19 protein-coding genes are annotated in these 20,402 nt (G+C 67.4%); 9 read left to right on the top strand and 10 right to left on the bottom strand.

Features of this window, described 5'->3' with window-relative positions; all coding sequences use genetic code 11:
- Positions 1-38 precede the first annotated feature (38 nt).
- Positions 39-2,363, bottom strand: a complete 2,325-nt coding sequence (locus BLP96_RS01295) for a DNA internalization-related competence protein ComEC/Rec2 (protein ID WP_245682117.1) — start codon at positions 2,361-2,363, stop codon at positions 39-41.
- Positions 2,364-2,475: 112 nt separating this feature from the next.
- Here BLP96_RS01295 and BLP96_RS01290 point away from each other — a divergent pair, with 112 nt between their 5' ends.
- Positions 2,476-3,018, top strand: a complete 543-nt coding sequence (locus BLP96_RS01290; protein WP_089682281.1) for a DUF2062 domain-containing protein — start codon at positions 2,476-2,478, stop codon at positions 3,016-3,018.
- Positions 3,019-3,037: 19 nt separating this feature from the next.
- Here BLP96_RS01290 and BLP96_RS01285 read toward each other — a convergent pair whose 3' ends face one another.
- Both BLP96_RS01285 and BLP96_RS01280 read right to left on the bottom strand, forming a co-directional pair.
- Entirely contained in the window at positions 3,038-3,754 is a 717-nt protein-coding gene (locus tag BLP96_RS01285; protein WP_218118568.1) for an ABC transporter ATP-binding protein, read from the bottom strand.
- A gap of 28 nt (positions 3,755-3,782) precedes the next feature.
- A complete protein-coding gene (locus BLP96_RS01280) occupies positions 3,783-5,024 on the bottom strand; it encodes a lipoprotein-releasing ABC transporter permease subunit (RefSeq protein WP_089682277.1) in 1,242 nt (413 codons plus the stop codon).
- Positions 5,025-5,176: 152 nt separating this feature from the next.
- Here BLP96_RS01280 and BLP96_RS01275 point away from each other — a divergent pair, with 152 nt between their 5' ends.
- Both BLP96_RS01275 and BLP96_RS01270 read left to right on the top strand, forming a co-directional pair.
- The gene (locus BLP96_RS01275; RefSeq protein WP_089682275.1) at positions 5,177-6,220 is read left to right on the top strand and encodes an agmatine deiminase family protein; all 1,044 of its coding nucleotides are present in this window, start codon (positions 5,177-5,179) and stop codon (positions 6,218-6,220) included.
- Positions 6,221-6,386: 166 nt separating this feature from the next.
- Positions 6,387-7,289, top strand: coding sequence for a carbon-nitrogen hydrolase (locus BLP96_RS01270; protein ID WP_089682274.1), 903 nt, complete (start codon positions 6,387-6,389; stop codon positions 7,287-7,289).
- A 132-nt stretch (positions 7,290-7,421) separates the two neighbouring features.
- On the opposite strand, the gene BLP96_RS01265 is transcribed toward BLP96_RS01270, so the two are convergent.
- The 4 genes from BLP96_RS01265 to BLP96_RS01250 all read right to left on the bottom strand — a co-directional run bounded on the left by BLP96_RS01265 (position 7,422) and on the right by BLP96_RS01250 (position 12,997).
- The gene (locus BLP96_RS01265) at positions 7,422-8,378 is read right to left on the bottom strand and encodes a Nudix family hydrolase (RefSeq protein WP_245682116.1); all 957 of its coding nucleotides are present in this window, start codon (positions 8,376-8,378) and stop codon (positions 7,422-7,424) included.
- A 66-nt stretch (positions 8,379-8,444) separates the two neighbouring features.
- On the bottom strand, positions 8,445-9,674 hold the full coding sequence (gene argJ, locus BLP96_RS01260; protein WP_089682272.1) for a bifunctional glutamate N-acetyltransferase/amino-acid acetyltransferase ArgJ: 1,230 nt from the start codon (positions 9,672-9,674) through the stop codon (positions 8,445-8,447).
- Positions 9,675-9,809: 135 nt separating this feature from the next.
- Positions 9,810-12,545 (bottom strand): preprotein translocase subunit SecA, encoded by a 2,736-nt coding sequence (secA, locus tag BLP96_RS01255; protein WP_089682270.1) that lies wholly within the window; start codon positions 12,543-12,545, stop codon positions 9,810-9,812.
- An 86-nt stretch (positions 12,546-12,631) separates the two neighbouring features.
- On the bottom strand, positions 12,632-12,997 hold the full coding sequence (locus tag BLP96_RS01250; protein WP_176761426.1) for a hypothetical protein: 366 nt from the start codon (positions 12,995-12,997) through the stop codon (positions 12,632-12,634).
- Positions 12,998-13,146: 149 nt separating this feature from the next.
- On the opposite strand from BLP96_RS01250, the gene BLP96_RS01245 reads away from it, so the two are divergent.
- The 3 genes from BLP96_RS01245 to BLP96_RS01235 all read left to right on the top strand — a co-directional run bounded on the left by BLP96_RS01245 (position 13,147) and on the right by BLP96_RS01235 (position 15,727).
- Positions 13,147-13,626 carry a DUF721 domain-containing protein gene (locus tag BLP96_RS01245; protein ID WP_089682268.1) on the top strand — a complete coding sequence of 160 codons (480 nt, stop codon included), beginning with the start codon at positions 13,147-13,149 and terminating at the stop codon, positions 13,624-13,626.
- Positions 13,627-13,712: 86 nt separating this feature from the next.
- Entirely contained in the window at positions 13,713-15,104 is a 1,392-nt protein-coding gene (locus BLP96_RS01240; RefSeq protein ID WP_089682266.1) for a CHAD domain-containing protein, read from the top strand.
- Between the two features lie 71 nt (positions 15,105-15,175).
- Positions 15,176-15,727: a thioredoxin family protein gene (locus BLP96_RS01235; protein WP_089682264.1), complete on the top strand. Its 552-nt coding sequence runs from the start codon at positions 15,176-15,178 to the stop codon at positions 15,725-15,727.
- A 34-nt stretch (positions 15,728-15,761) separates the two neighbouring features.
- Here BLP96_RS01235 and BLP96_RS01230 read toward each other — a convergent pair whose 3' ends face one another.
- Positions 15,762-16,133 carry a DUF2306 domain-containing protein gene (locus BLP96_RS01230; RefSeq protein ID WP_089682262.1) on the bottom strand — a complete coding sequence of 124 codons (372 nt, stop codon included), beginning with the start codon at positions 16,131-16,133 and terminating at the stop codon, positions 15,762-15,764.
- A gap of 116 nt (positions 16,134-16,249) precedes the next feature.
- Between BLP96_RS01230 and BLP96_RS01225 the strand changes: the two genes are divergently transcribed.
- The 3 genes from BLP96_RS01225 to dkgB all read left to right on the top strand — a co-directional run bounded on the left by BLP96_RS01225 (position 16,250) and on the right by dkgB (position 18,284).
- The gene (locus BLP96_RS01225; RefSeq protein WP_089682260.1) at positions 16,250-16,780 is read left to right on the top strand and encodes a PadR family transcriptional regulator; all 531 of its coding nucleotides are present in this window, start codon (positions 16,250-16,252) and stop codon (positions 16,778-16,780) included.
- Positions 16,781-16,851: 71 nt separating this feature from the next.
- A complete protein-coding gene (locus BLP96_RS01220; protein WP_089682258.1) occupies positions 16,852-17,352 on the top strand; it encodes a nucleoside deaminase in 501 nt (166 codons plus the stop codon).
- Positions 17,353-17,480: 128 nt separating this feature from the next.
- A complete protein-coding gene (gene dkgB / locus BLP96_RS01215) occupies positions 17,481-18,284 on the top strand; it encodes a 2,5-didehydrogluconate reductase DkgB (RefSeq protein WP_089682256.1) in 804 nt (267 codons plus the stop codon).
- Positions 18,285-18,299: 15 nt separating this feature from the next.
- Here the strand turns inward: dkgB and BLP96_RS01210 are convergent, their stop codons facing one another.
- Positions 18,300-19,457, bottom strand: coding sequence for a hypothetical protein (locus BLP96_RS01210; RefSeq protein ID WP_089682254.1), 1,158 nt, complete (start codon positions 19,455-19,457; stop codon positions 18,300-18,302).
- Positions 19,454-20,293, bottom strand: coding sequence for a hypothetical protein (locus BLP96_RS01205; protein ID WP_089682252.1), 840 nt, complete (start codon positions 20,291-20,293; stop codon positions 19,454-19,456). The genes BLP96_RS01210 and BLP96_RS01205 overlap by 4 nt, the downstream gene beginning before the upstream one ends.
- Positions 20,294-20,402: the final 109 nt, after the last annotated feature.

The following is a 20,402-nucleotide window of genomic DNA, read 5'->3' as shown; positions in this document are numbered from 1 at the left end:
GTCTTTCTCCTCATAGCCTCGGCGGCGGCCGGGCGAATTCAGTGAGGCGATTCTACCGCATGGCAAGCGCCTTCGACACCGCCGCGCCGCCATGCGGCCGGGCGAGCGGCGCTGACGATGCTACCCTCGCCCCGTCCCAGCCATGCGGTCAGCGCCCCGTCCAATGCCGTGCTCCACAAGCAACTACCGGAGCGTCGGAAACGTCTCACCACCTCATCGGCCGGGTGGCCGTAGCCGTTGAAGCGCCCGGCACTGAACACCGTATGACGGGGAGAGAGGGTCTGCACGAACTGGGCTCCCGAGCTGGTCGCGCTGCCATGATGACCGGCCACCAACAGCGTCACCGGACCCTCGACGTCTTCGACGAAGGCTCGCTCCCACTGACGCCCCACGTCGCCAGTGATCAGCAACCGCTCGTCGCCCGCGGCGACCTCCAGGACGCAGGAGCGGTCGTTGCCGGACAGGTGCGCGGCCCGCGGCGGCGGCCACAGCACGCGATAGCGGACGCCGTCACGCTCCCAGCTCAGGCCTCGCCGACAGGGCCTCAGAGGCACGCCCAGGGCCGCATCGACGGGTGCCAGATAAGCATCGACAGAGTGACGCTCGACCAGTGCATCGAGCCCCCCGGCATGGTCTTGATCGGCATGGCTGACGAGCACGGTGTCGAAGTGCTGTCCCGGCGGCCACAGCGACTGGAGGGGCGCGAAGCCCGAGCCGAAGCGCGGACCGGTATCATAAAGCAATCGATAGCCGGCGCTGCGCAGCTCGATCAGCTGCCCCTGCCCCACATCCTGCACTCGCACCCGCAGCACGCCGGGCGGTATGTCCGGCGCCTCCAGGCCGATGAGCGTCATGCCCAGCAGCAGCGTACCCACCCAGCGCAGGCCGGCAGCGAGCCCCGGCAATGCCCACAACAGTGCGATGGCACCCAGTAGCAAAGCCAGCGGCAGCACCGTTTCGGGCTCGGGCCACCACAGCGGCAGCCCGGCCACGGCCATCTCCAGCAGGTGAGCCAGTCCGTGCGCCAACCAATCGAAGAGCCCCCAGCACAGCCTCGATAGCGGCTCGATGGGCAGCAGCAGCCAGCCGGCCAGCCCCAAGGGCACCATCAGCGTGCTGACCAGCGGCACTGCCGCCAGGTTGACCAGCGGTGCCGCCGGTGCCAGCCGGGCAAAGGCGAGCAGAACGGCAGCAGCCATCAGCGGTGCCAGCAACAACTGGGTGCGGACCAACGCCCAGATCCAGCCCTGAAGCCCCGCGGGCCGAGAGCGACCCTGCCAGATGAGAATGAGCAGCGCCACGGCCAGGAAAGAGAGCCACAGTCCGGGACGCCATACCGCCAGCGGATCGAGCAGCACTACCAGCCCCAGCGCCAGCCACCAGCCCTGCCAGGGGCCCGGCGCATGCCTGCCGCTAGCGACCCACAGCCCGACCAGGGTCATCAGCATGGCTCGTAGTGCCGGCGGCTCCATCCCCGCCACGCCGGCATAGCCGACCGCCGCCATCCCGGCCAGCCACCAGGGCCACACGGCCAGACGCCAACGGCCAGGCATCACCAGACGAGCCACGCCGCGCCCCACGAGCAGCGCGAACGTCGCCACCAACCCCACGTGAAGACCGGAAATCACCATCAGGTGGGTCGTGCCGCTGGCATTGAGCAATTCCCAATCGTCATCGGTCAATCGCTCGCCGGCACCCAGGGTCAGCGCCGCAAGCCAACGCGTTCCCAGCGGTGACAAGGAGCGCGACTCCAGTTGGTCGAGGGCCCGGGATGACAGCGACGCACTCGCGGCGCTCAGCCGCTGTGCCGCAGGATCGCGACGTACGTAGCCGGTGGCCTGAATGCCCTCACGCCATAGCCAGGCACGATAGTCGAAAGTACCCGGGTTGGCGAAACCGCTCGGCGGACGCAGGCGCACCGTCAATGCCCAGCGCTCGCCGGGCTGCATGGGTGGCGCCGCATAGTGGCTCAGCCGAACCCGACGCAGGGAATCGCAGGCCGGGCGGTCGGCCGCCAAGGGGCGACAGGCATCGACGCGCACCGTCAGGCGGGTGAGTTCCTGCTCGCGACTCACCGTCTCCAGGCGTCCCTCCACGGCCAGGTCGTCGCCCAGCAACCCCGCCGGCAACTCCGCAGCCCTGGCCGACAGCACGTCATGGGCCGTCGTCGCCATCACCAGGAGCAGCAACAGACAGTGCCAGCGTCTCGCTGCCACCAGCATCAACACTGCCAACGCCCATCCGCCGACCAAACCGGGCGGCGCCAGCCATCCGAGGCCCACACCGGACAGCGCTGCCAGCGCCAGAGGCATCGCCATGCCGATCTTCGGTACCGGTCCAGCCGCGCACGCATCCCTGTGCATCGTGGCCCCTCCCTGTGGCCCCATGGAGATCGGTGGCCCAGCCTCCACATGGCGAGGCCGCCGCCATCCATGGATAATAGCGCGGATCCCGTCAGTCGCGAGCCGAGTCATCATGCCGCGCCGATTGCTGCAGCGCTACATGCCACATCCCGACACGCTGCGACGCCAACGCTCGCTGCGCTTGCTCGCCGGCATGACCGGCGACCCGAGCCTGTGGGTGCTGTCGCGGCGCAGCGTGGCCAATGCCTTTTCGGTGGGACTGTTCAGTGCCATGCTGCCCATCCCCTGCCAGATGGCGCTGGCCGCCTTCGGTGCCTGGTTGGCTCGCTGCAACCTGCCACTCTCGGTGGGCCTCGTCTGGATCACCAACCCCCTGACCATGCCGTTGATCTTCTACGGCAATTACCGGGTGGGAACCTGGCTGATGGGAACGCAGGCCAGCGAAGCGCCGGCGCATCTGTCGACGCGCTGGGTGGCCGAACGCATGGCCGACATCCTGCCCGCCCTTGCCGTCGGATCCGTAATCATGGCCTGCGTGGCTGCCCTGCTTGGCAACGTGATGATCCGTCTAGCATGGCGCTGGCAGGTATCGCGCAGTTGGAAGCGGCGCCATCTACGCCGCCGTCGAGCGCGCCGTGACGAAGCCGACGAGTGACCGCGGCCACCGAACAACCTCAGCCCCCCGTGCGCTGCTCGGAGAGCTGCCCCCCGTCGAGCTTGAGCACGCGATCCTGATGGGCAGCCAGCGCCGGATCGTGGGTGACCACCACGAAGGCACAGGCGGTGGTGCGGGCCAGCTCGTCCATCAACGCCAGTATGCTCGCCGCCGTGGTCTGATCGAGGTTGCCGGTGGGCTCGTCCATCAACACTAGACTGGGGTCGGTGACCAGCGCCCGGGCAATCGCCACCCGCTGGCGCTCGCCCCCGGACAGCTCACCGGGCTTGTGGTCGGCGCGCGGTGCCATGCCCACCTTCGCCAGCAGCTCCCGGGCTCGGGACTCGGCGGCTTTCTTGCGCAGACCGCGTACGATCAACGGCAGGGCGACGTTCTCCAGCGCGGTGAATTCCGCCAGCAGATGGTGGAACTGATAGACGAAACCGATACGGCGATTGCGGAAGTGACCCAGCTCGGCACTGCCCAGTTCGAGCAGCGACTCGCCGGCGATGCGCACGTCGCCACGGGTCGGACGGTCGAGCCCGCCCAGCAGGTTGAGCAGCGTCGTCTTGCCGGAGCCGGAGCTGCCCACCACGGCCACCCGCTCGCCGGCACGCACCTCCAGCGACAGGCCATCGAGCACGGTGACGTCCTGAGGGCCTTCGCGATAGACCCGCGTGAGATCGTGGCAGGCCAGCATTACGGCCGGGGGTTCGTCGGTGGCAGGGGATGCCATGGCATGCGTCTCCTCGGGAATGGCGCGATCACTCATAGCGCAGCACCTCCGCCGGCTGGACCCGCGCGGCGCGCCATGCCGGATAGAGCGTCGACAAGAAGGTGAGGCCGAAGGCCGCGGCGACGATGTTGCGCACGTCGTCCCAGTGCAGGCGCGACGGCAGGTCGCTGATGAAGTACACCCCGGCATCCAGGAACTGAATACCCAGCACCGACTCCACCCAGCCGATCACATCGGCGATGCTCAGCGCCAGCACGATCCCCAGCACCACGCCCACGGCGATGCCGATGGTGCCGATGGCCAGTCCCTGAACGATGAAGATGCCCATGATCGAGCGCGGCGTGGCACCGATGGTGCGCAGAATGGCGATGTCGGCGTGCTTGTCGGTGACCACCATCACCAGCGTCGAGACGATGTTGAACGCCGCCACGGCGATGATCACGGTGAGCAGCAGACCGATCATGCGCTTCTCCATCTGGATGGCCTGGAAGAGATTGCCATGGGAATAGGTCCAGTCCATGCCTCGGAAATCCGGCCCCAACTCGTTGACGATGTCCCGCGTCACGCTACCCGCGGCGAACAGATCATCGAGCTCGAGGCGTAGGCCGCCCACGCTGTCGCCGAGCCGCGCCAGCGATTGCATGTCCTCGATGTGGGCATAGGCCAGGTTGGCGTCCAGGTCGGCCCCCACGCTGAAGATACCGCTGACGGTGAAGCGCTTGAGGCGTGGAAAGACGCCCGCCGGCGTAATCGAGGCCTCGGGCACCAGCAAGGTCACCCTATCGCCGACGCCGACCCCCAGGCGGCGGGCCAGGATCGAGCCCAGCACCACGTTCCATTCGCCGGCGACGAGATCATCGAGACTCCCCTGGTTCATGTGCTCGTCGATGATCGAGACCCGCCCTTCCCAGCTCGGCACCACACCGTTGACCATGGCGCCCTCGTTGCGCCCGCCCACCGAGAACATGCCTTGCTGTTCCACGTAGGGCGCCGCGCCGATCACCCGTTCGCGCTGCATCAGCTTTTCGGCGAGCGACTCCCACTCGACCAGGCCGGTACGCGACTCGATCTTGGTGTGCGGCACCATCCCCAGAATGCGGGTGCGCAGCTCGTGATCGAAGCCGTTCATTACCGAGAGCACCAGGATCAACACCGCCACGCCGAGCATCAGTCCGAGCATGGAGGTCAACGAGATGAAAGAGATGAAATGGTTGCGACGCTTGGCCCGCACGTAGCGCAACCCGATCAGCAGAGGTAGGCGGTCTAGCATGGTGGCGTTCCTTGTCAGCGGGAGCTCATGGTACGGTTTTTTCTCCACGACTGCATCGGTGACGCAGTACCTTGCGCAGTGCTTGCAAGATGCTCGCCGCCGCCCTACATTTCGCCGACCCCGTCCGACGCCGACCACGAGAGTCCTCACCCATGGCCAATCGCCTGCTCCCGGAATGGCATCCCCAGGATGCCGTGCAATTGACCTGGCCAAGCCCCCACGGCGACTGGGCACCGTTGCTCGAACGCATCGAGGGTACGCTGGAAACCCTGGTGGTGGCCATCGCCCGCTATCAGCACGTGCTGGTCAGCGTACCCGATGCCGCCACCCGTACCCACCTGGCACGGCGCTTCGCCAACCTGGGAGTCGACGCCGCTCGTCTACACCTGATGGTGCTCGAAGCCGACGACACCTGGGCCCGCGACCACGGTCCCCTGGGCGTGGAGCGAAATGGCCGCCCGGTCCTGCTCGATTACGTCTTCACCGGCTGGGGGGGCAAATATCCGGCCGCACGCGACGACAGCCTGACCCGGCGCCTGGCCGACGCCGGCATCTTCGCCTGCCCGGTCGAGTCCCATGAACTGGTACTGGAGGGCGGCGCCCTGGACACCGACGGCGAGGGCACCCTGCTCACCACCGAATCGTGCCTGCTCAACCACAATCGCAACCCGGGCCTCGGGCGTAATGCGCTGGAGGCTCGCCTGCGCGAAGAGCTCGGCGTCGACCGGGTGCTATGGCTGACTCACGGCCATCTGCAGGGCGACGACACCGATGGCCACATCGACACCCTGGCGCGGTTCGTCGACCCCGGGACCATCGCCTACGTGCGCTGCGACGACGAACGTGACCCGCATTACCCGGCCTTCGCCGCCATGGAAGCCGAAATCGAGGCGTTGCGCCGCCGCGATGGCGAACCGTATCGTCTGATACCGCTGCCCTGGCCACACCCCGTCCACGATCCGGTGGATGGCCACCGGCTGCCGGCCACCTACGCCAACTTCTTGATCATCAACGGTGCCGTGCTGGTTCCCACCTACGGCGACAGCGCCGATGGCCATGCCTTGGCCGCCCTCGCCGAGGCCTTTCCAGAACGCGACATCGTGCCCATCGAGTGCACCAGCGTGCTTCGCCAGCACGGCAGCCTGCACTGCCTGACCATGCAGCTGCCCCAAGGCAGCCTGGCGAATCGGGCCTGAAATGCCGCTCAGAACCACAGCACCCAGGACGCTGGGAACGAGCCGAAGAGGCATTCACAGTACCTCATCGACGGTCCGGCGCTCCGGGCTTGTCGCCAGACACGCCCCGAACGACCGCCTTCGCTCGAGTCAAGCCCAGGGCCATTAGACACGAGGAGAGTTCATCATGTCCCGTCATCTCAGGGTCGGCCTGGTCCAGCAGCCCGCCTGGCCCGACAAGGAGAAGAGCCTTGCCGAGAGCGAGGCCGGTGTGCGCGAGCTGGCCGAGGCCGGCGCCCAGTTGGTGATGCTGCAGGAACTGCATGCCACCCACTACTTCTGCCAGACCGAGGACCCGGCGGTCTTCGACCTCGCCGAGCCGTTGGACGGTCCCACCGGTCGCCGGCTGGCGGCGCTCGCCGCCGAACTCGACATCGTGCTGGTGGGCTCGCTGTTCGAGCGCCGCGCCCCAGGGCTCTATCACAACACCGCCGTGGTCTACGACCGCGACCGCGGCCGTGTCGGTCACTACCGCAAGATGCACATCCCCGACGACCCGGGCTTCTACGAGAAGTTCTACTTCACGCCGGGCGACGTGGACGACGGCCGCGGCGACGGCTTCACGCCCATCGACACCTCGGTGGGCCGGCTCGGCGTGCTGGTATGCTGGGACCAGTGGTACCCCGAGGCGGCGCGGCTGATGGCGCTGGCCGGCGCAGAGCTGCTGCTCTACCCCACCGCCATCGGCTGGCACCCGCCGGACGACAAGCCGGAGAAGACCCGCCAGAAGGATGCATGGACGCTGATCCAGCGCAGCCACGCCGTGGCCAACGGCGTGCCGGTGCTGGTCGCCAATCGCGTCGGCCACGAAGCGGATCCTTCCGGCGCAAGCCCGGGCATCAACTTCTGGGGCGGCAGCTTCATCGCCGGCCCCCAGGGAGAGCTGCTGGCTCACGCCGGCGGCGAGGCCAAGCGCCTGCTGGTGACCCTCGACATGACGCGCAGCGAGGAGATCCGGCGTATCTGGCCCTACCTGCGCGACCGGCGCATCGACGCCTACGGCGACCTGACCCGACGCTATCGGGACTGACCACGCCAGGCGCGGAGCCGTAAGCCGTAAGCCGTAAGCCAGACTGACCCGGACCTGGAAAACAAACACCCCCACTCGAAATAAGCTGATGGGGGTGTCTTACAGCTTAAAGCTTACAGCTCTAGGCTGGGGTCACTTCCAGAAATCGCGGATCGAGGCGATGCCCTGAGCGCCCACCGCGCGGGCATGGTTGGCATCGAAGCGGGTCATGCCGCCCAGGGCGAACACCGGCATCGCCGCACGTTCGACGAGCTGCTGGAAGTCATGCCAGCCCAGCGGCGCCACCTCGGGGTGCGAGGGCGTGGTGCGCAGCGGCGAGAGGGTCACGAAGTCGCAGCCGATATGGCCCGCCTGGGTCAGCTGGCGACGGTCGTGGGTGGAGGCGGAAAGCCACTTGTCCTCGGCGATGGGGCGTCGCTCCAACTTCATCAGCCGCTCGCTGGTGAGGTGAATGCCATCGGCATCGATGTGCTCCAGGCGCTCGGGGTCGCCGTTTAGCAGCAGCCGCGCCCCGTGCTCCCGACACAGCGTCAGCGCGCGTTCGGCGCGAGCCAGGTAGGCGCTTTCATCCAGCAGCTTGGCGCGCAGCTGCACCAGCCGCACGCCATCCTCGGTGAGTGCCCGGGTCAGAGAGGCCTCGAAGCGCGCCTCGTCGCTCTCCTCGCCGGTGATCAGGTACTCGGTGGGCAGCATGACGGCCCTCAGGATCGGCAGGTTGGCGGCCGGGAAGGGATAGCCCACCAGCTCGTCCATGGCCACCCAGCGTACCGCCTGTCCTTCGCGACCGAAGGGCTCTCCGGCAAAGGCATGCACCTGCCATACATCGAGCAGGATGTGCTTTTCGGCATATTCGTGATGCACGCGAATCAGCGGCTGAGCGCGCTGTATCTCCACGCCCAGCTCCTCGTGCAGCTCGCGCTTCAGGCCTTCGAGACCCGTCTCGTAAGGCGCCAGCTTGCCGCCGGGAAATTCCCACAGCCCGCCATGGTCGACGTTGGACGGCCGACGCGCGATCAAGACCTTGCGGCCATCCTCACTGATGATGGCGGCCGCTGCCACGTGCACCCTTCTCTTCACCATTGCGTTCATTAACCTCTATCCCGCTGTGACCGCGCCTCGCGGAGCGCGGGGCTGATTCATCCTTCGCAACCGCCGTCAGCTGCGGTAATCGGCATTGATGCTCACGTAGTCATGCGAGAGATCCGAGGTCCACACCGTGGCGCTCTCCCCGCCTCTTCCCAGGCCAATGCGGACCCTGATCTCCTCGCACGCCATCACCTCGCTGCCGGCCTCCTCGGTGTAGCCGGGGGCACGCCCACCGTTTTCCACCAGCCGAACGTTGCCCAAATCGATGGTCACCCTGCCTACGTCGAACTTCGCCACTGGCGCCCGCCCCACGGCAGCGAGAATTCGCCCCCAATTGGCGTCCGAGGCGTAGAATGCCGTCTTGACCAGCGGCGAATGAGCCACGGTGAAGGCCACCGCCAGCGCCTCCTCACGGCTCGTCGCTTCGCTGACCTGCAAGGTGACGAACTTGGTCGCCCCTTCGGCATCGCGAACGATCGCCTGGGCCAGCTCGGTCATCACCCGCTGCAGACCGTTGCGAAACACCGCCACCTGCTCCTCGTCGACCACTCTGGCACCGCGACCGGTGGCGATCAGTAGACAGGCGTCATTGGTCGAGGTGTCGCCATCCACGGTGATGCAGTTGAAGGAGCGTTCGACGGTCTCGCCCAACAGCGAGTCGAGCAGCGGCTGCTCGATGTCGGCGTCCGTGGCCACGTAGGCGAGCATGGTGGCCATGTTGGGCTGGATCATTCCCGAGCCCTTGGCGATGCCGTTGATGGTCACGCTCTGCTCACCGAGTTCCACGGTCACGCTCGCCCCTTTGGGGCGGGTATCGGTGGTGAGAATCCCCTCGCCCGCCAGCCGCCAGGCTTCCGCACCGTCATCCAGCGCAGCGATGGCTGCCGGCAGGCCGCCCAGCAAGCGTTCCATGGGCAGCGGCTCGCCGATCACCCCGGTCGAGAACGGCAGCACGCTCTCCTCTGCCACGCCCGCCAGGCGGGCCAGCTCCGCACAGGTCGCATGCGCGTCGCGCAGGCCGGCCTCGCCGGTACCGGCATTGGCGTTGCCGGTATTGATCACCAGGTAACGCGGCGCTGCCGCGCGGGCCGTGCAGGCCGCCAAGTGCTCGCGGGCCACGATGACCGGTGCCGCGCAGAAGGCATTGCGCGTGAAGGTTCCTGCCACCCGCGCCCCCTCGGGTACCTCGATCACCACCAGATCGCGCCGGTCGGGCTTCTTGATGCCCGCCATGGCGCTGCCCAGACGCAAGCCCTCTATCGTCGGCATCACTGGAAAGCGTGATTCACCCACTGCCATGGTCGTCTCCTGTCAGAATCCGCTTCGAGCTTCGAGCTTCGAGCTTCGAGCTTCGAGCTTCGAGCTTCGAGCTTCGAGCTTCGAGCAGGATGCTACCCCCTGGCAAAGGGGGCGCAACCCGAGGCCCGTAGCCCGTCAGTTCAGCTTGCCGCAGCACTGTTTGTACTTCTTCCCCGAGCCACACGGGCACGGATCGTTGCGCCCGACCTTGGGGCCTTCGCGGCGCAAGGGGCGGCCGTCGGCGCCGGGCGGCAGCGGTGCCGGTTCGTCGTCATCGCCGGCAGTGGTCATCGCCGGCGAATCGTGACGACTCGCCGCACTCGCCTTCTCACGCTCCAGTGCCTCACGACGCTTGCGCTCCAGCGCCTCGACCTCCTCCGGCTGGCGCACCTGGACATGACTCAGGATGCGGGTGATGTCCGACTTGATGTTGGTGAGAAGGGTCTGGAACAGTTCGAAGGCCTCGCGCTTGTACTCCTGCTTGGGATTCTTCTGCGCATAGCCGCGCAAGTGAATTCCCCGACGCAGGTGATCCATGGCCTGCAAGTGTTCCTTCCAGCGCGTATCGAGAACCTGCAGCATGACCTGCTTCTCGAAACGGCGAATCAACGCTTCACCGGCCTGCTGCACCTTCTCGTCGTAGGCCTCGCGGTGCATCGCCTGCAAGCGCTCGCGCAGCTGTTCCTCGTGAAAGCGGTCGTCCTGCTCGGCCCACTCCACCACCGGCGCTTCGAGGTTGAACTCGTTCTTCAGATGGTCCTGAAGGCCTGCCAGATCCCACTGTTCGGGCAGGCTCTGGGGCGGCACGAACTCGCTGATCGCGGCATCGAGCACTTCTTGGCGAATGCCCAGTACGTTCTCGGAGACATCCTCGGCGCCGAGAATCTCGTTGCGCTGCTCGTAGATCACGCGACGCTGGTCGTTGGCCACGTCATCGTACTCGAGCAGTTGCTTGCGGATGTCGAAGTTGCGGCTCTCGACCTTCTTCTGGGCGCGTTCCACGGCGTTGGTGACCATCTTGTGCTCGATCGCCTCGCCGCGCTCCAGGCCCAGCGCTTTCATCATGCGCTGCACGCGGTCGGAGCCGAACAGGCGCATCAGGCTGTCTTCCAACGACAGGAAGAAGCGCGTCGAGCCGGGGTCGCCCTGACGGCCGGAACGCCCGCGCAGCTGGTTGTCGATACGCCGCGACTCATGACGCTCGGAGCCGATGACGTGCAGCCCGCCGGCAGCCACCACGGCCTCGTGGCGTTCGCGCCACTCCTCCTTGAGCGCCTCGATCCGTGCCTCGCTGGGGTTCTCCAGCTTGGCCACCTCGGCCTCCCAGTTGCCGCCCAGCACGATGTCGGTCCCGCGGCCGGCCATGTTGGTGGCGATGGTCACCGCGCCGGGCCGGCCGGCCTGGGCGATGATCTCGGCTTCGCTCTGGTGCTGCTTGGCATTGAGCACGTTGAAGCCGAGACCTTCCTTCTTCATCAGTTGCGCCAGGTACTCGGAGGTCTCGATGGAGGCGGTACCCACCAGTACCGGCCGGCCAGCCTCGGTCTGTGCCTTCACGTCCTCGATGATGGCCTCGAACTTCTCCTCGGCGGTGAGATAGACCAGGTCGTTGTGATCCTCGCGGATCAGTGGCTTGTTGGTGGGGATCACCACCACGTCGAGGCCGTAGATCTGGCGGAACTCGAAGGCCTCGGTGTCGGCGGTGCCGGTCATGCCCGACAGCTTGTCGTAGAGGCGGAAGTAATTCTGGAAGGTGGTCGAGGCCAGCGTCTGGCTCTCGCGCTGAATGGTGACGCCCTCCTTGGCTTCCACGGCCTGATGCAACCCTTCGGACCAGCGCCGCCCGGGCATCGTGCGGCCGGTGTGCTCGTCGACGATCACCACCTGGCCTTCGCTGACGATGTAGTCCACGTCGCGATGGTAGAGGTGACGGGCGCGCAGCGCCGAGTGCATGTGTTGCAACAGGTTGAGGTTCTGGGCCGAGTAGAGCGAGTCGTGCTCGCCGAGCAGACCCTCGCCACGCATCAGTTCCTCGACCTTGTTGTGACCCGCCTCGGTGATCTCCACCTGCTTGTGCTTCTCGTCGAGGGTGAAGTCGCCGCTGGTGGGATCCTCCTCGTCCTCGCACGGCACCAGGTTGCGGGCCAGACGATCCACTACCGAGTAGAGCTCGGTATTCTCGTCCACCGCCCCGGAGATGATCAGCGGCGTACGCGCCTCGTCGATGAGAATCGAGTCCACCTCGTCGACGATGGCGTAGTGCAGGTCGCGCTGCACCTTGTCCTCCAGCGAGAACGCCATGTTGTCGCGCAGGTAGTCGAAACCGTACTCGTTGTTGGTGCCGTAGGTGATATCGCACCCATAGGCGGCACGCTTTTCCTCGGCGCTCTGGCCGGCATAGATCACTCCGACCGACAGGCCGAGGAATTCGTACAGCGGTCGCATCCACTCGGCATCGCGGCGCGCCAGGTAGTCGTTGACGGTGACCACGTGCACGCCCTTGCCCGGCAGGGCGTTGAGATAGACGGAAAGGGTGGCGACCAGAGTCTTGCCCTCGCCGGTCTTCATCTCGGCGATGCGCCCATTGTGCAGCGTCATGCCGCCGATCAGCTGCACGTCGAAATGACGCATGCCCATGATGCGCTTGCTCGCCTCGCGCACCGTGGCGAAGGCCTCGGGCAGCAGCGAATCCAGGCTCGCCCCCGCTTCCAGGCGCTCGCGAAAGGCTGCCGTATGCGCCTGGAGCGCCGCATCGTCGAGCGTCTCGTACTCGCGCTCGAAGGCATTGATCTGCGCCACGCTCTTGTGCATGCGCTTGACGACGCGGTCGTTCTTGGAACCGACCACCTTGCGTAACAGAGAATTGATCATGAATCGTCCACAGTCTGCGAAAGGCACGCTGCCGGCTGCCGGCGACACGAGGTCGCCCGGCCGGCGGTCTCGAAAAAACGCTGATGTCAGCGAGTTCGTGGCGGGCCGCGGCGCGTCAGCACGTCCAGGGCCGCCGCCCAGCGCAGTACGGGCAGTACGCGAAAAGCAGAAGGGACGATGGAACGGGGCTGCGGCAAAATCGGCCAGCGCATCTGAGCCCGGCGACGCGCCTCTCGGCGACAGCGCACGCGCATCAGCGCCGGTGCCAATATGCAGATCTGGGCGATGCGCTCGGTGAGACGCGGCGACTCGACATGGCTCAGCCCTACCGGCAGCAGACAGCTCACCAGCAGCCCCGCCAGCCACCAGCGCGACGACGCCCGCGGCGGCGTCGCCCGGCGCGCGGCCGGCCAGTCGGCAAGACTGGCGTGTGACGGTTCGTCGGTGGCCATGATGTCGAGGCACTCCTCAGCGTGCTAGGCTCAAGCAGGTTCCGGGCGCCAGGCGGGTACCTGACGTGAAACGCTTTGTCGTCGGCACGAGCCGGCGCCCGGCGGGTTCGGACCCGCGGAACCACCGACTGCCCCGGGAAAGCAAGCACATGAGTATAAAGGTTAAGCGTTCACGCGCCCAGCCCATGTCACGACTGCTGGGCGGTCAAGGCGAACTGGCGCCACTGATGCGCACGGCGCGGCTGATCGACCAGGCCCAGCACCACCTGCGTGCGCACCTTCCCGACGAGGTGGGCGAGCATCTCCACGTGGGCGGATTCAGCGACGGCAAGCTGACCCTGATCACCGACCGCGCCGTCTGGCTCACCTGGCTACGCTACGAGCAAGCCCGCCTACTCGAGCTGCTGCATCAACTGCCGGCCTTCGCGGCGGTGACTGGCTTCACCTTCAAGGTGCGGCCGGTGCACCCGGTCAAGGCCCCGCCCCGCCAGGCTCGGCAGCTCTCCGGTCCGGCCAGCGACGAACTGACCGCCTGCGCCGAAAACACCGACGACCCGCGCCTCAAACAGGCTCTCGAGCGCCTCGCCGCCCATGCCGAACGCAGCGATGACGCGCCGCCGCAGCGGTGAGGCAGCGAGGGCCGCGCAGGGTGTGGCGACGCAACGCCTTTTCCGCGATAGTCTGAAGAAGGGATGCAAGCTTCGGAGGGTACGCCATGAAGCACCTGTACCTGATCCGCCATGCCAAGGCGCGCCAAGCCGACCGCGACCAGGCGGATCGCGAACGCCCGCTGCGCCGGCGCGGCCACCGTCAGCTCGCCGCCATGGCCCACCCCCTCGAGCGAATCGGCGCCTTCGACGGTGCGCTCTACGTGAGCAGCGCCACCCGCGCCCGGCAGACGTTGCTGGGCCTCGCCGTGGCACTGCCGACGCAGGACCTGACCAAGCGGGCCCATCATTCCGACGACCTCTACACTTTCGATGCTCGCCAGCTGCGCCGCTGGTTGCAGGAGAGCGCCCCGGAAGACGCCGCCCTCACCCTCATCGGCCACAATCCCGCCCTTCTGGCGCTGGCCCAGTGGCTCGCCCAAGCGTCCCCCGAGCGGCTACCCACCGCCGGCGCGCTGCACCTGGCTCTGCCCGTCGACCGCTGGGAGCAGCTCGGCAAGCACTGTGGCACCCTCGTGGCCAGCCTCGCGCCGACCGAGGTCAGCCATGCGCTGTTCAAGGGCAGCGCTCCCGATGCGCCGGCCCTGAAAGGACTCTCACTGGCCGAGCGAGTCCATGGCCGGCTCGTCCACCACTACCAGCGGATACGAGCGCTGGAGCCGGGCGTGAAAGCCGGCTGGGATCCCGAGTTTCTCCACCAGTACCGAGTCAACCTGCGGCGTAGCCGGGCCATCGCCGAGTCGTTGCTGTCCATCACGCCCAAGCCCAAGGTCAAGAAAGCTCTCGAGGGCGTGAAGCGCAGCGCCCGCGCCACCAGCCGACTGCGCGACCTGGACGTCTTCCTCATGGGCCTGGAAGGCAAGCCCGAAGGCGAGCGAGGCGCCATCGAGCCGGCCGTGGCCGCCTGGCTGCGCGAGCAGGCCGAGGCAGAGCATCGCGCGCTCTGCCAGCGCATGGCCAGCCGTCGTTACCGGAAGCAACTGCGCCGCTGGCGCGACGCGCTCGACGCCAAGCCGATGCGCAACCTGCTCGACACTCTCGAGCCCGACGCCATCGAGCAAGTGCTCACCGAGCGCATGGCACGACACGACGCTCAGTGGCGGGCGCTGGATGACACCGCTCCCGATGAGGCGATCCACACGCTGCGCAAGACCGTCAAGCGAGTTCGCTACCTGGCCGAACTGGCTCCCGATCGGCACCGCGACCTGCTCGACCGTCTACCCACACGCCAGACGCTGCTCGGCGATTTCCAGGACATCGCCAGCCAGCGCGGCCTGCTGGCGGAGTTTCGCGAAGCCCCGGCAACCGCTTCCCTCTCACCGCAGACCGACGATGCCCTGACCGCCTGGGACCGGGCGCTGAGCGACCGCATGGCCGAACTGCGAAGCCGGATCCTGGCACTGCCACCGCTCACGGAAGCCCCGGCGGCCAGCGCCTGAGCATCGCCGCACTGGCCCTGGCAGCGTCTGTTACGCTGAATGCAGAGCCGCACCCAATGAGGAGGTGACCCATGAGCCTGACGCCTTCCACCATGATCGAGCTGGGTAGCTCCCTGCCCACTTTCCGCCTGCGAGATCCCGAGGGCCGCGAGGTCGGCAGCGACGACTTCTCCGGCCAGCCGCTGCTGGTGGTGTTCATGTGCAACCACTGCCCCTTCGTCAAGCACGTTGCCGACGCCCTGGCCGAGTTCGCTCGCGAGTACCAGGCCAAGGGGCTCGGCGTGGTCGGCATCAACAGCAACGACTACGCCAGCCACCCCGACGACAGCCCCGAGAGGATGCGCGAGGAGATCGAGCGGCGCGGCTACACGTTTCCCTATCTGGTGGACGAAAACCAGGATGTGGCCCGTGCCTTCGAGGCGGCCTGCACGCCGGACTTCTTCCTGTTCGACGCCGATCACCGCCTCGCCTACCGCGGCCAGTTCGACGACAGCCGCCCCAGCAAGCCGACGCCGGTGACCGGAGCCGACCTGCGCGCCGCCGCCGACGCCGTGCTCGCCGGCGAGGCACCGAACAACGACCAGAAACCCTCCATGGGCTGCAATATCAAGTGGCGGGAATGAGCCAGCTCCGAGGCCTCTGGCCGGTTGACCGCGCTCACCACAGGCCCAATTGGGAAGCGACCCAGCGACCCGGCATGAGGGTGCCGGCAAACGCGGCGACCAGACCCAGGTAGGCACCCAGCATCCACTCGCGATGCTGGCGTACCTTGCCCTTCACGATGGCGACGACGGCTGCCGTCAGCGCCACCAGCACCCACAGCGACAACAGGTGGATGGGCCCCAGGTGAGCTACCAGGGGCAGCACGCCGCCGCCCAGCCAGAACGAACTCAGCGCCGAGAGCGCCATGGCCGCCACCCAAGTGCTCCCCAGCAGCCGGTGCGGTTTCGTTCCCTTGCGCATCGACAGGATCAGCCCGCCGAGCCCTAGGGCCACGAAGGATGCGTAGAGGTGCAGCGTGAATGCCATGTGGCCTCCGTTGGTCATGCCGTGTCGGGGGTAGTGCAACTTGTTGCATAACACTAGCCTCGCGCCGATCGCTATGCAACCATGTGCATATCAATCGGCAACGAACCTGCCTCTCCATGTCCTTGCGCGCCATACTACTGATCACCCTGCAGCAGGAGCCCGGCACGGGTTACGACATCCTGCAGCGTTTCAAGGCCGGGCTCGCCCATGTCTGGCAGGCCAGCCACCAACAGCTCTACCGGGAGCTCGACCGCATGCGCGGCGACGGCCTGCTGACCTGCGAGACGGTGCCCCAGGCCGAGCGCCCCGACCGCAAGGTCTACCACTTGACCGCGGCCGGGGGGGAGGCCCTCGACACCTGGCTCGCCGAGCCCCTGGCGGCCGGCCCCGTGCGCGAGCCCCTCTTCGCCAAGTTCTTCGCCTGGGAACGGTGGCCCGCCGACGCCCGCCGACGGGAGCTCGGCGACCTGCACGAGCAACTCACCCAGCGCCTGGCCACCTATGCCGCCATCGAAGAGGAGTGGTTCGCCGCCCCCGAGCGCCTCACCCCCGCCCAGCGCGCGCCCTGGCACACGCTGCGGCTCGGTCAACGGCTCACGCAGACCTGGCGGGAGTGGATCGAGGAAGTGCTGGAAGAAGGGGAATGATCGCTGTCGCCAAAGCCAGACGTTCGACTTTATGCTGTGGGTCAATGCAGTCATCCACGGGAGAGTCCGCCATGATCGATGCCAATGACATGAAACACCTCGAGCGCTGCGTAGCGCTGGCGGAGCAGGCGCTGGAGACCGGCGACGAGCCGTTCGGATCGGTGCTGGTGAGCGGCGCTGGCGAGGTGCTCGCGGAGGACCACAACCGCGTCGCCGGGGGCGACAGTACCCAGCACCCGGAATTCTACCTAGCGCGCTGGGCGGCGCAGCATCTGACACCCGAGGAACGGGCGCGAGCCACGGTTTACACTTCCGGGGAGCACTGCCCGATGTGTGCGGCGGCCCACGGCTGGGTAAGGCTAGGGCGCATCGTCTACGCCAGCTCGTCGCAACAGCTGGTGAGCTGGCTCGAGGCGATGGGCGCAGATCCAGCGCCGGTGGCGCCGCTGCCGATCCAGACAGTGGTACCGGGAGCATGGGTCGAGGGGCCGGTGCCCGAGCTGGCCGAGCGCATCCGCGACCTGCACCAGCGCCGACACCATGCTAGCCGGTCAGGCCCCGGAGAGGCATAGAACCGGCGATGGGCAGCAGCCTGTTGACCCCAGCGCCCTTGAAGAAGCCAACCCTCGCCCGCAGGCAAATGACACCCCCACAGAGCTCATGCACCAAGAGCTCATCCCCGACGACGAAGGAGCAGTCCATGACGCGCATTCCCAATCCCGGTTTCGGCACCTTCCGCCTGGAAGGCGACGTACTCAAGAACGCGGTGAAAAGCGCCCTGGCAGCAGGCTATCGCCATATCGACACCGCCCAGATGTACGGCAACGAAACCGAAGTGGGCGAGGCCATCCGAGAGAGCGGCATTCCGCGCGACGAGATTTTCCTCACCACCAAGGTATGGCACGACCGCCTGCGCCCCGGCGATCTGGAAGCCAGCGTCGACGAAAGTCTGGACCGGCTCGGCACCGAGTCCGTCGATCTGCTGCTCATCCACTGGCCATCCCCCGATGGCGAAGTGCAAATGGACGACTACCTGAACGCCCTCGCGGCCGTGCAGGATGCCGGAAAGGCCAAACACATCGGCATCTCCAACTTCACTCGCGCCCAGGTCGATCAGGCCATCGACATTCTCGGCGAAGGCGCCCTGCTGACCAACCAGATCGAGGTGCACCCCTTCCTGCAGAACCGCGCTCTCGTCGAACACTGCCAGTCGCGCGGCCTCGAGGTGACCGCCTACATGCCGCTGGCCGTCGGCAAGGTGATGAAGGACGCCACCCTGGAGCGCATCGCCCAGGCCCACGATGCCAACCCGGCGCAGATCGCCCTGGCATGGATCAAGGCTCGCGGCCTGGTGACCATACCCTCCTCCACCAAGGCCGAGCACATCCGCAGCAATCTGGCCGCCTTCGAGATCGCGCTGAGCGACGACGAAATGGCCCAGATCGCCGAGCTGGATCGCGGCGAGCGCATCGCCGATCCCGACTTCGCCCCCGAGTGGGACTGAACGCCGCTTGGTACCTCACCGCTCCGGTTCGCTCAGCCTGTCGACGATGCGATAGACCGCTGGCGCTTGCTTCGCTTCCTCGAGGAGAGAGCGGGAAAGCCGCTCCTCCATAGCCTGGGCAGCATCGGCGGTGGCCACCTCCAGAGTCACGGCCATCGCAGCCCGGCTGCGATCGATCTCGTCGAGCAACTGGGCCTGCATGGCCGGACGCTGCAAGGCTTCCTGTGCCTCGAGCATGGCGAATTCGCTGCCGGCGATGCCGGCCAGAGTCGCTGCGGTAGTCACGCTACCCGCTACCAGGGCGCCCGGGCCACTGGGAGCAGTGAACGCCGCGACTGCGCTGCCACCCAGCATGGCACGCGCGGCGCCGGTACCCAGGCGCGAGGCCAGAGCGCGCAAGGCCAGCCGGCTGCCCTGACCCGCCGCGGTGCTTCCCAGGCGCGCCGCCAGGGCACGACCCGCCAGCAATCCCGCTCTGCCGCCGCCCACGACGGCCACGCTCCAGCGCGAGCGGTCGCGGCCGTCGAGCATCAGGCCATGCAGCACGAGATCGATGTCGAGGATGGGAAGCGCGTCGTCGCGTTCCGATGCTTCCACCTGGCGCGACGCATAGCGATCATGTAGCTGGCTGGCCATCTCGCCGATCAGCCTTTGCTGCTCGCCGACCAGGCGTCGGGAATGAGCCGCCTGAAGCTCGGCCAGGGCCGCCTCGATACCGCTGGGTTCGATCAGGCGGGCGTGAAGCTGATCGTCCAGCCAGGCATCCAGGTCGCCGAACAAGGCCACACCGAGGCGGCTGTAACTGCCGACCGGCGAGAAGTACCAGTCGAGATAGCCCGGCACCGCCGCCTCGAGCGGAGCAAAGGCCGCCGCGAGCCGCCCTGCGAGCCACGGCCGCATGCGCGCCGCGAGGCGCTTGCGGGAGTCGCCGGCAAGCCCCGCCAGGTCGCGAGAGAAATCGTCGTGGGCCTGTTCATCGAGGGTCAGCGACTCGCCCGCCACGATCACCCGGTACAGCGGCGCCTCGCTTTGCGATGCGAGCCAGCGCTGCCCGACGTCGAGCAGCATCATCAACAGCACCACGACCAGCAGCGTCGGCCACCAGCGGCGCCCGCCGGCCATCGGCAACGTCCACCGGCGAATCGGGAGAGTGGCACCCTGCGAACGGGTCATTCATCGCCTCCCCGGCACCGTTGCAGCGCCGTGTCTTGACCTGGATCGCCGGCACCGAACAGGGCTTCGGCGCCCACCAACAGGCGGACGTAGGCCCAGGCGACGGCGCCTTGGGTCAGCAGCATCGACAGCCAGCCCAGCAAGGCGACCGGCGCACCGAGACGCAGGCGCTCCACGGCGTTCTGCATGGCCCAGAACTGGACCGTTTCGGCGGCAACGGCGAGCCGCTCGAACAGCGCCAGCAGCGAATCGCCCCCGCCGGTCGGTAGCTCGCGCAAGATGGCCTCCTGCCAGCCCAGCCCCACCAGCCAGGGCTGAGGCAGCCACAACGCCAGCCCCACCAGCCCCCCGACAAGAAGACCCGCCAGGGGCGGTACCAGCAGCTGGCGGCTGACCGGCGCCAGACATTCGCCAATCACATGCGGAGCCAGGCGCCGCCACAGCCAGCGACGCACCAGCGCCATGCCCAACGCCGCGGCCAGCAGCAGCGGCCAGGTGGCGAGCGGTAGCAAGCGCAGCTTGACCAACAGCACCAGCGCCAGCACGACACCGGTGAACTGATGGCGCAGCACCATCAGTATCCCGCCGCGCAATCGGCGGTGCCAGGGCGAATGGCGGTGCAGGTACTGGCCGAGCCAGGCCCGACGGCGCAGGCGCGCCGTCTCGAGGCTGCCGACGACGATCAGTTGGGAGGCCAGCACCAGCGACGGCAGGAACAGCCAGTCGGCCAGGCTGCTGCCGACCAGGGCCCAGAGCAGCAGCGCCGCTACCGTCGGGACGAGGTAGCCCTGGCCTCCCAGTCGGATTCGTTGGCTGGCCGTTCGCAGGTCGTGCATCTGTCGGTCTCCCGGCGACATCACCGACAGAATAGCGCCTCCGGCCGGCGAATTCTGCAACGGTCTGGCCGAGCATCCGCCTATGCCGGGCCGTCCCACCGACTCATGC

This window comes from Billgrantia gudaonensis (genome assembly GCF_900100195.1).
Lineage (GTDB): Bacteria > Pseudomonadota > Gammaproteobacteria > Pseudomonadales > Halomonadaceae > Halomonas > Halomonas gudaonensis.
This window is presented reverse-complemented; position numbering and strand designations above follow the sequence as displayed.

What these genes read in the sequence shown, in the direction of transcription:
- BLP96_RS01240 (WP_089682266.1), top strand. Translation starts at nt 13,713, where the DNA reads ATGAAGCACCTGTACCTGATCCGCCATGCCAAGGCGCGCCAAGCCGAC.
- secA (WP_089682270.1), bottom strand. Translation starts at nt 12,545, where the DNA reads ATGATCAATTCTCTGTTACGCAAGGTGGTCGGTTCCAAGAACGACCGC.
- BLP96_RS01220 (WP_089682258.1), top strand. Translation starts at nt 16,852, where the DNA reads ATGATCGATGCCAATGACATGAAACACCTCGAGCGCTGCGTAGCGCTG.
- BLP96_RS01290 (WP_089682281.1), top strand. Translation starts at nt 2,476, where the DNA reads ATGCCGCGCCGATTGCTGCAGCGCTACATGCCACATCCCGACACGCTG.
- BLP96_RS01265 (WP_245682116.1), bottom strand. Translation starts at nt 8,378, where the DNA reads ATGAACGCAATGGTGAAGAGAAGGGTGCACGTGGCAGCGGCCGCCATC.
- BLP96_RS01285 (WP_218118568.1), bottom strand. Translation starts at nt 3,754, where the DNA reads ATGGCATCCCCTGCCACCGACGAACCCCCGGCCGTAATGCTGGCCTGC.
- BLP96_RS01275 (WP_089682275.1), top strand. Translation starts at nt 5,177, where the DNA reads ATGGCCAATCGCCTGCTCCCGGAATGGCATCCCCAGGATGCCGTGCAA.
- BLP96_RS01270 (WP_089682274.1), top strand. Translation starts at nt 6,387, where the DNA reads ATGTCCCGTCATCTCAGGGTCGGCCTGGTCCAGCAGCCCGCCTGGCCC.
- BLP96_RS01250 (WP_176761426.1), bottom strand. Translation starts at nt 12,997, where the DNA reads ATGGCCACCGACGAACCGTCACACGCCAGTCTTGCCGACTGGCCGGCC.
- BLP96_RS01295 (WP_245682117.1), bottom strand. Translation starts at nt 2,363, where the DNA reads ATGCACAGGGATGCGTGCGCGGCTGGACCGGTACCGAAGATCGGCATG.
- BLP96_RS01245 (WP_089682268.1), top strand. Translation starts at nt 13,147, where the DNA reads ATGAGTATAAAGGTTAAGCGTTCACGCGCCCAGCCCATGTCACGACTG.
- BLP96_RS01210 (WP_089682254.1), bottom strand. Translation starts at nt 19,457, where the DNA reads ATGACCCGTTCGCAGGGTGCCACTCTCCCGATTCGCCGGTGGACGTTG.
- BLP96_RS01225 (WP_089682260.1), top strand. Translation starts at nt 16,250, where the DNA reads ATGTCCTTGCGCGCCATACTACTGATCACCCTGCAGCAGGAGCCCGGC.
- BLP96_RS01230 (WP_089682262.1), bottom strand. Translation starts at nt 16,133, where the DNA reads ATGGCATTCACGCTGCACCTCTACGCATCCTTCGTGGCCCTAGGGCTC.
- BLP96_RS01205 (WP_089682252.1), bottom strand. Translation starts at nt 20,293, where the DNA reads ATGCACGACCTGCGAACGGCCAGCCAACGAATCCGACTGGGAGGCCAG.
- dkgB (WP_089682256.1), top strand. Translation starts at nt 17,481, where the DNA reads ATGACGCGCATTCCCAATCCCGGTTTCGGCACCTTCCGCCTGGAAGGC.
- BLP96_RS01280 (WP_089682277.1), bottom strand. Translation starts at nt 5,024, where the DNA reads ATGCTAGACCGCCTACCTCTGCTGATCGGGTTGCGCTACGTGCGGGCC.
- argJ (WP_089682272.1), bottom strand. Translation starts at nt 9,674, where the DNA reads ATGGCAGTGGGTGAATCACGCTTTCCAGTGATGCCGACGATAGAGGGC.
- BLP96_RS01235 (WP_089682264.1), top strand. Translation starts at nt 15,176, where the DNA reads ATGAGCCTGACGCCTTCCACCATGATCGAGCTGGGTAGCTCCCTGCCC.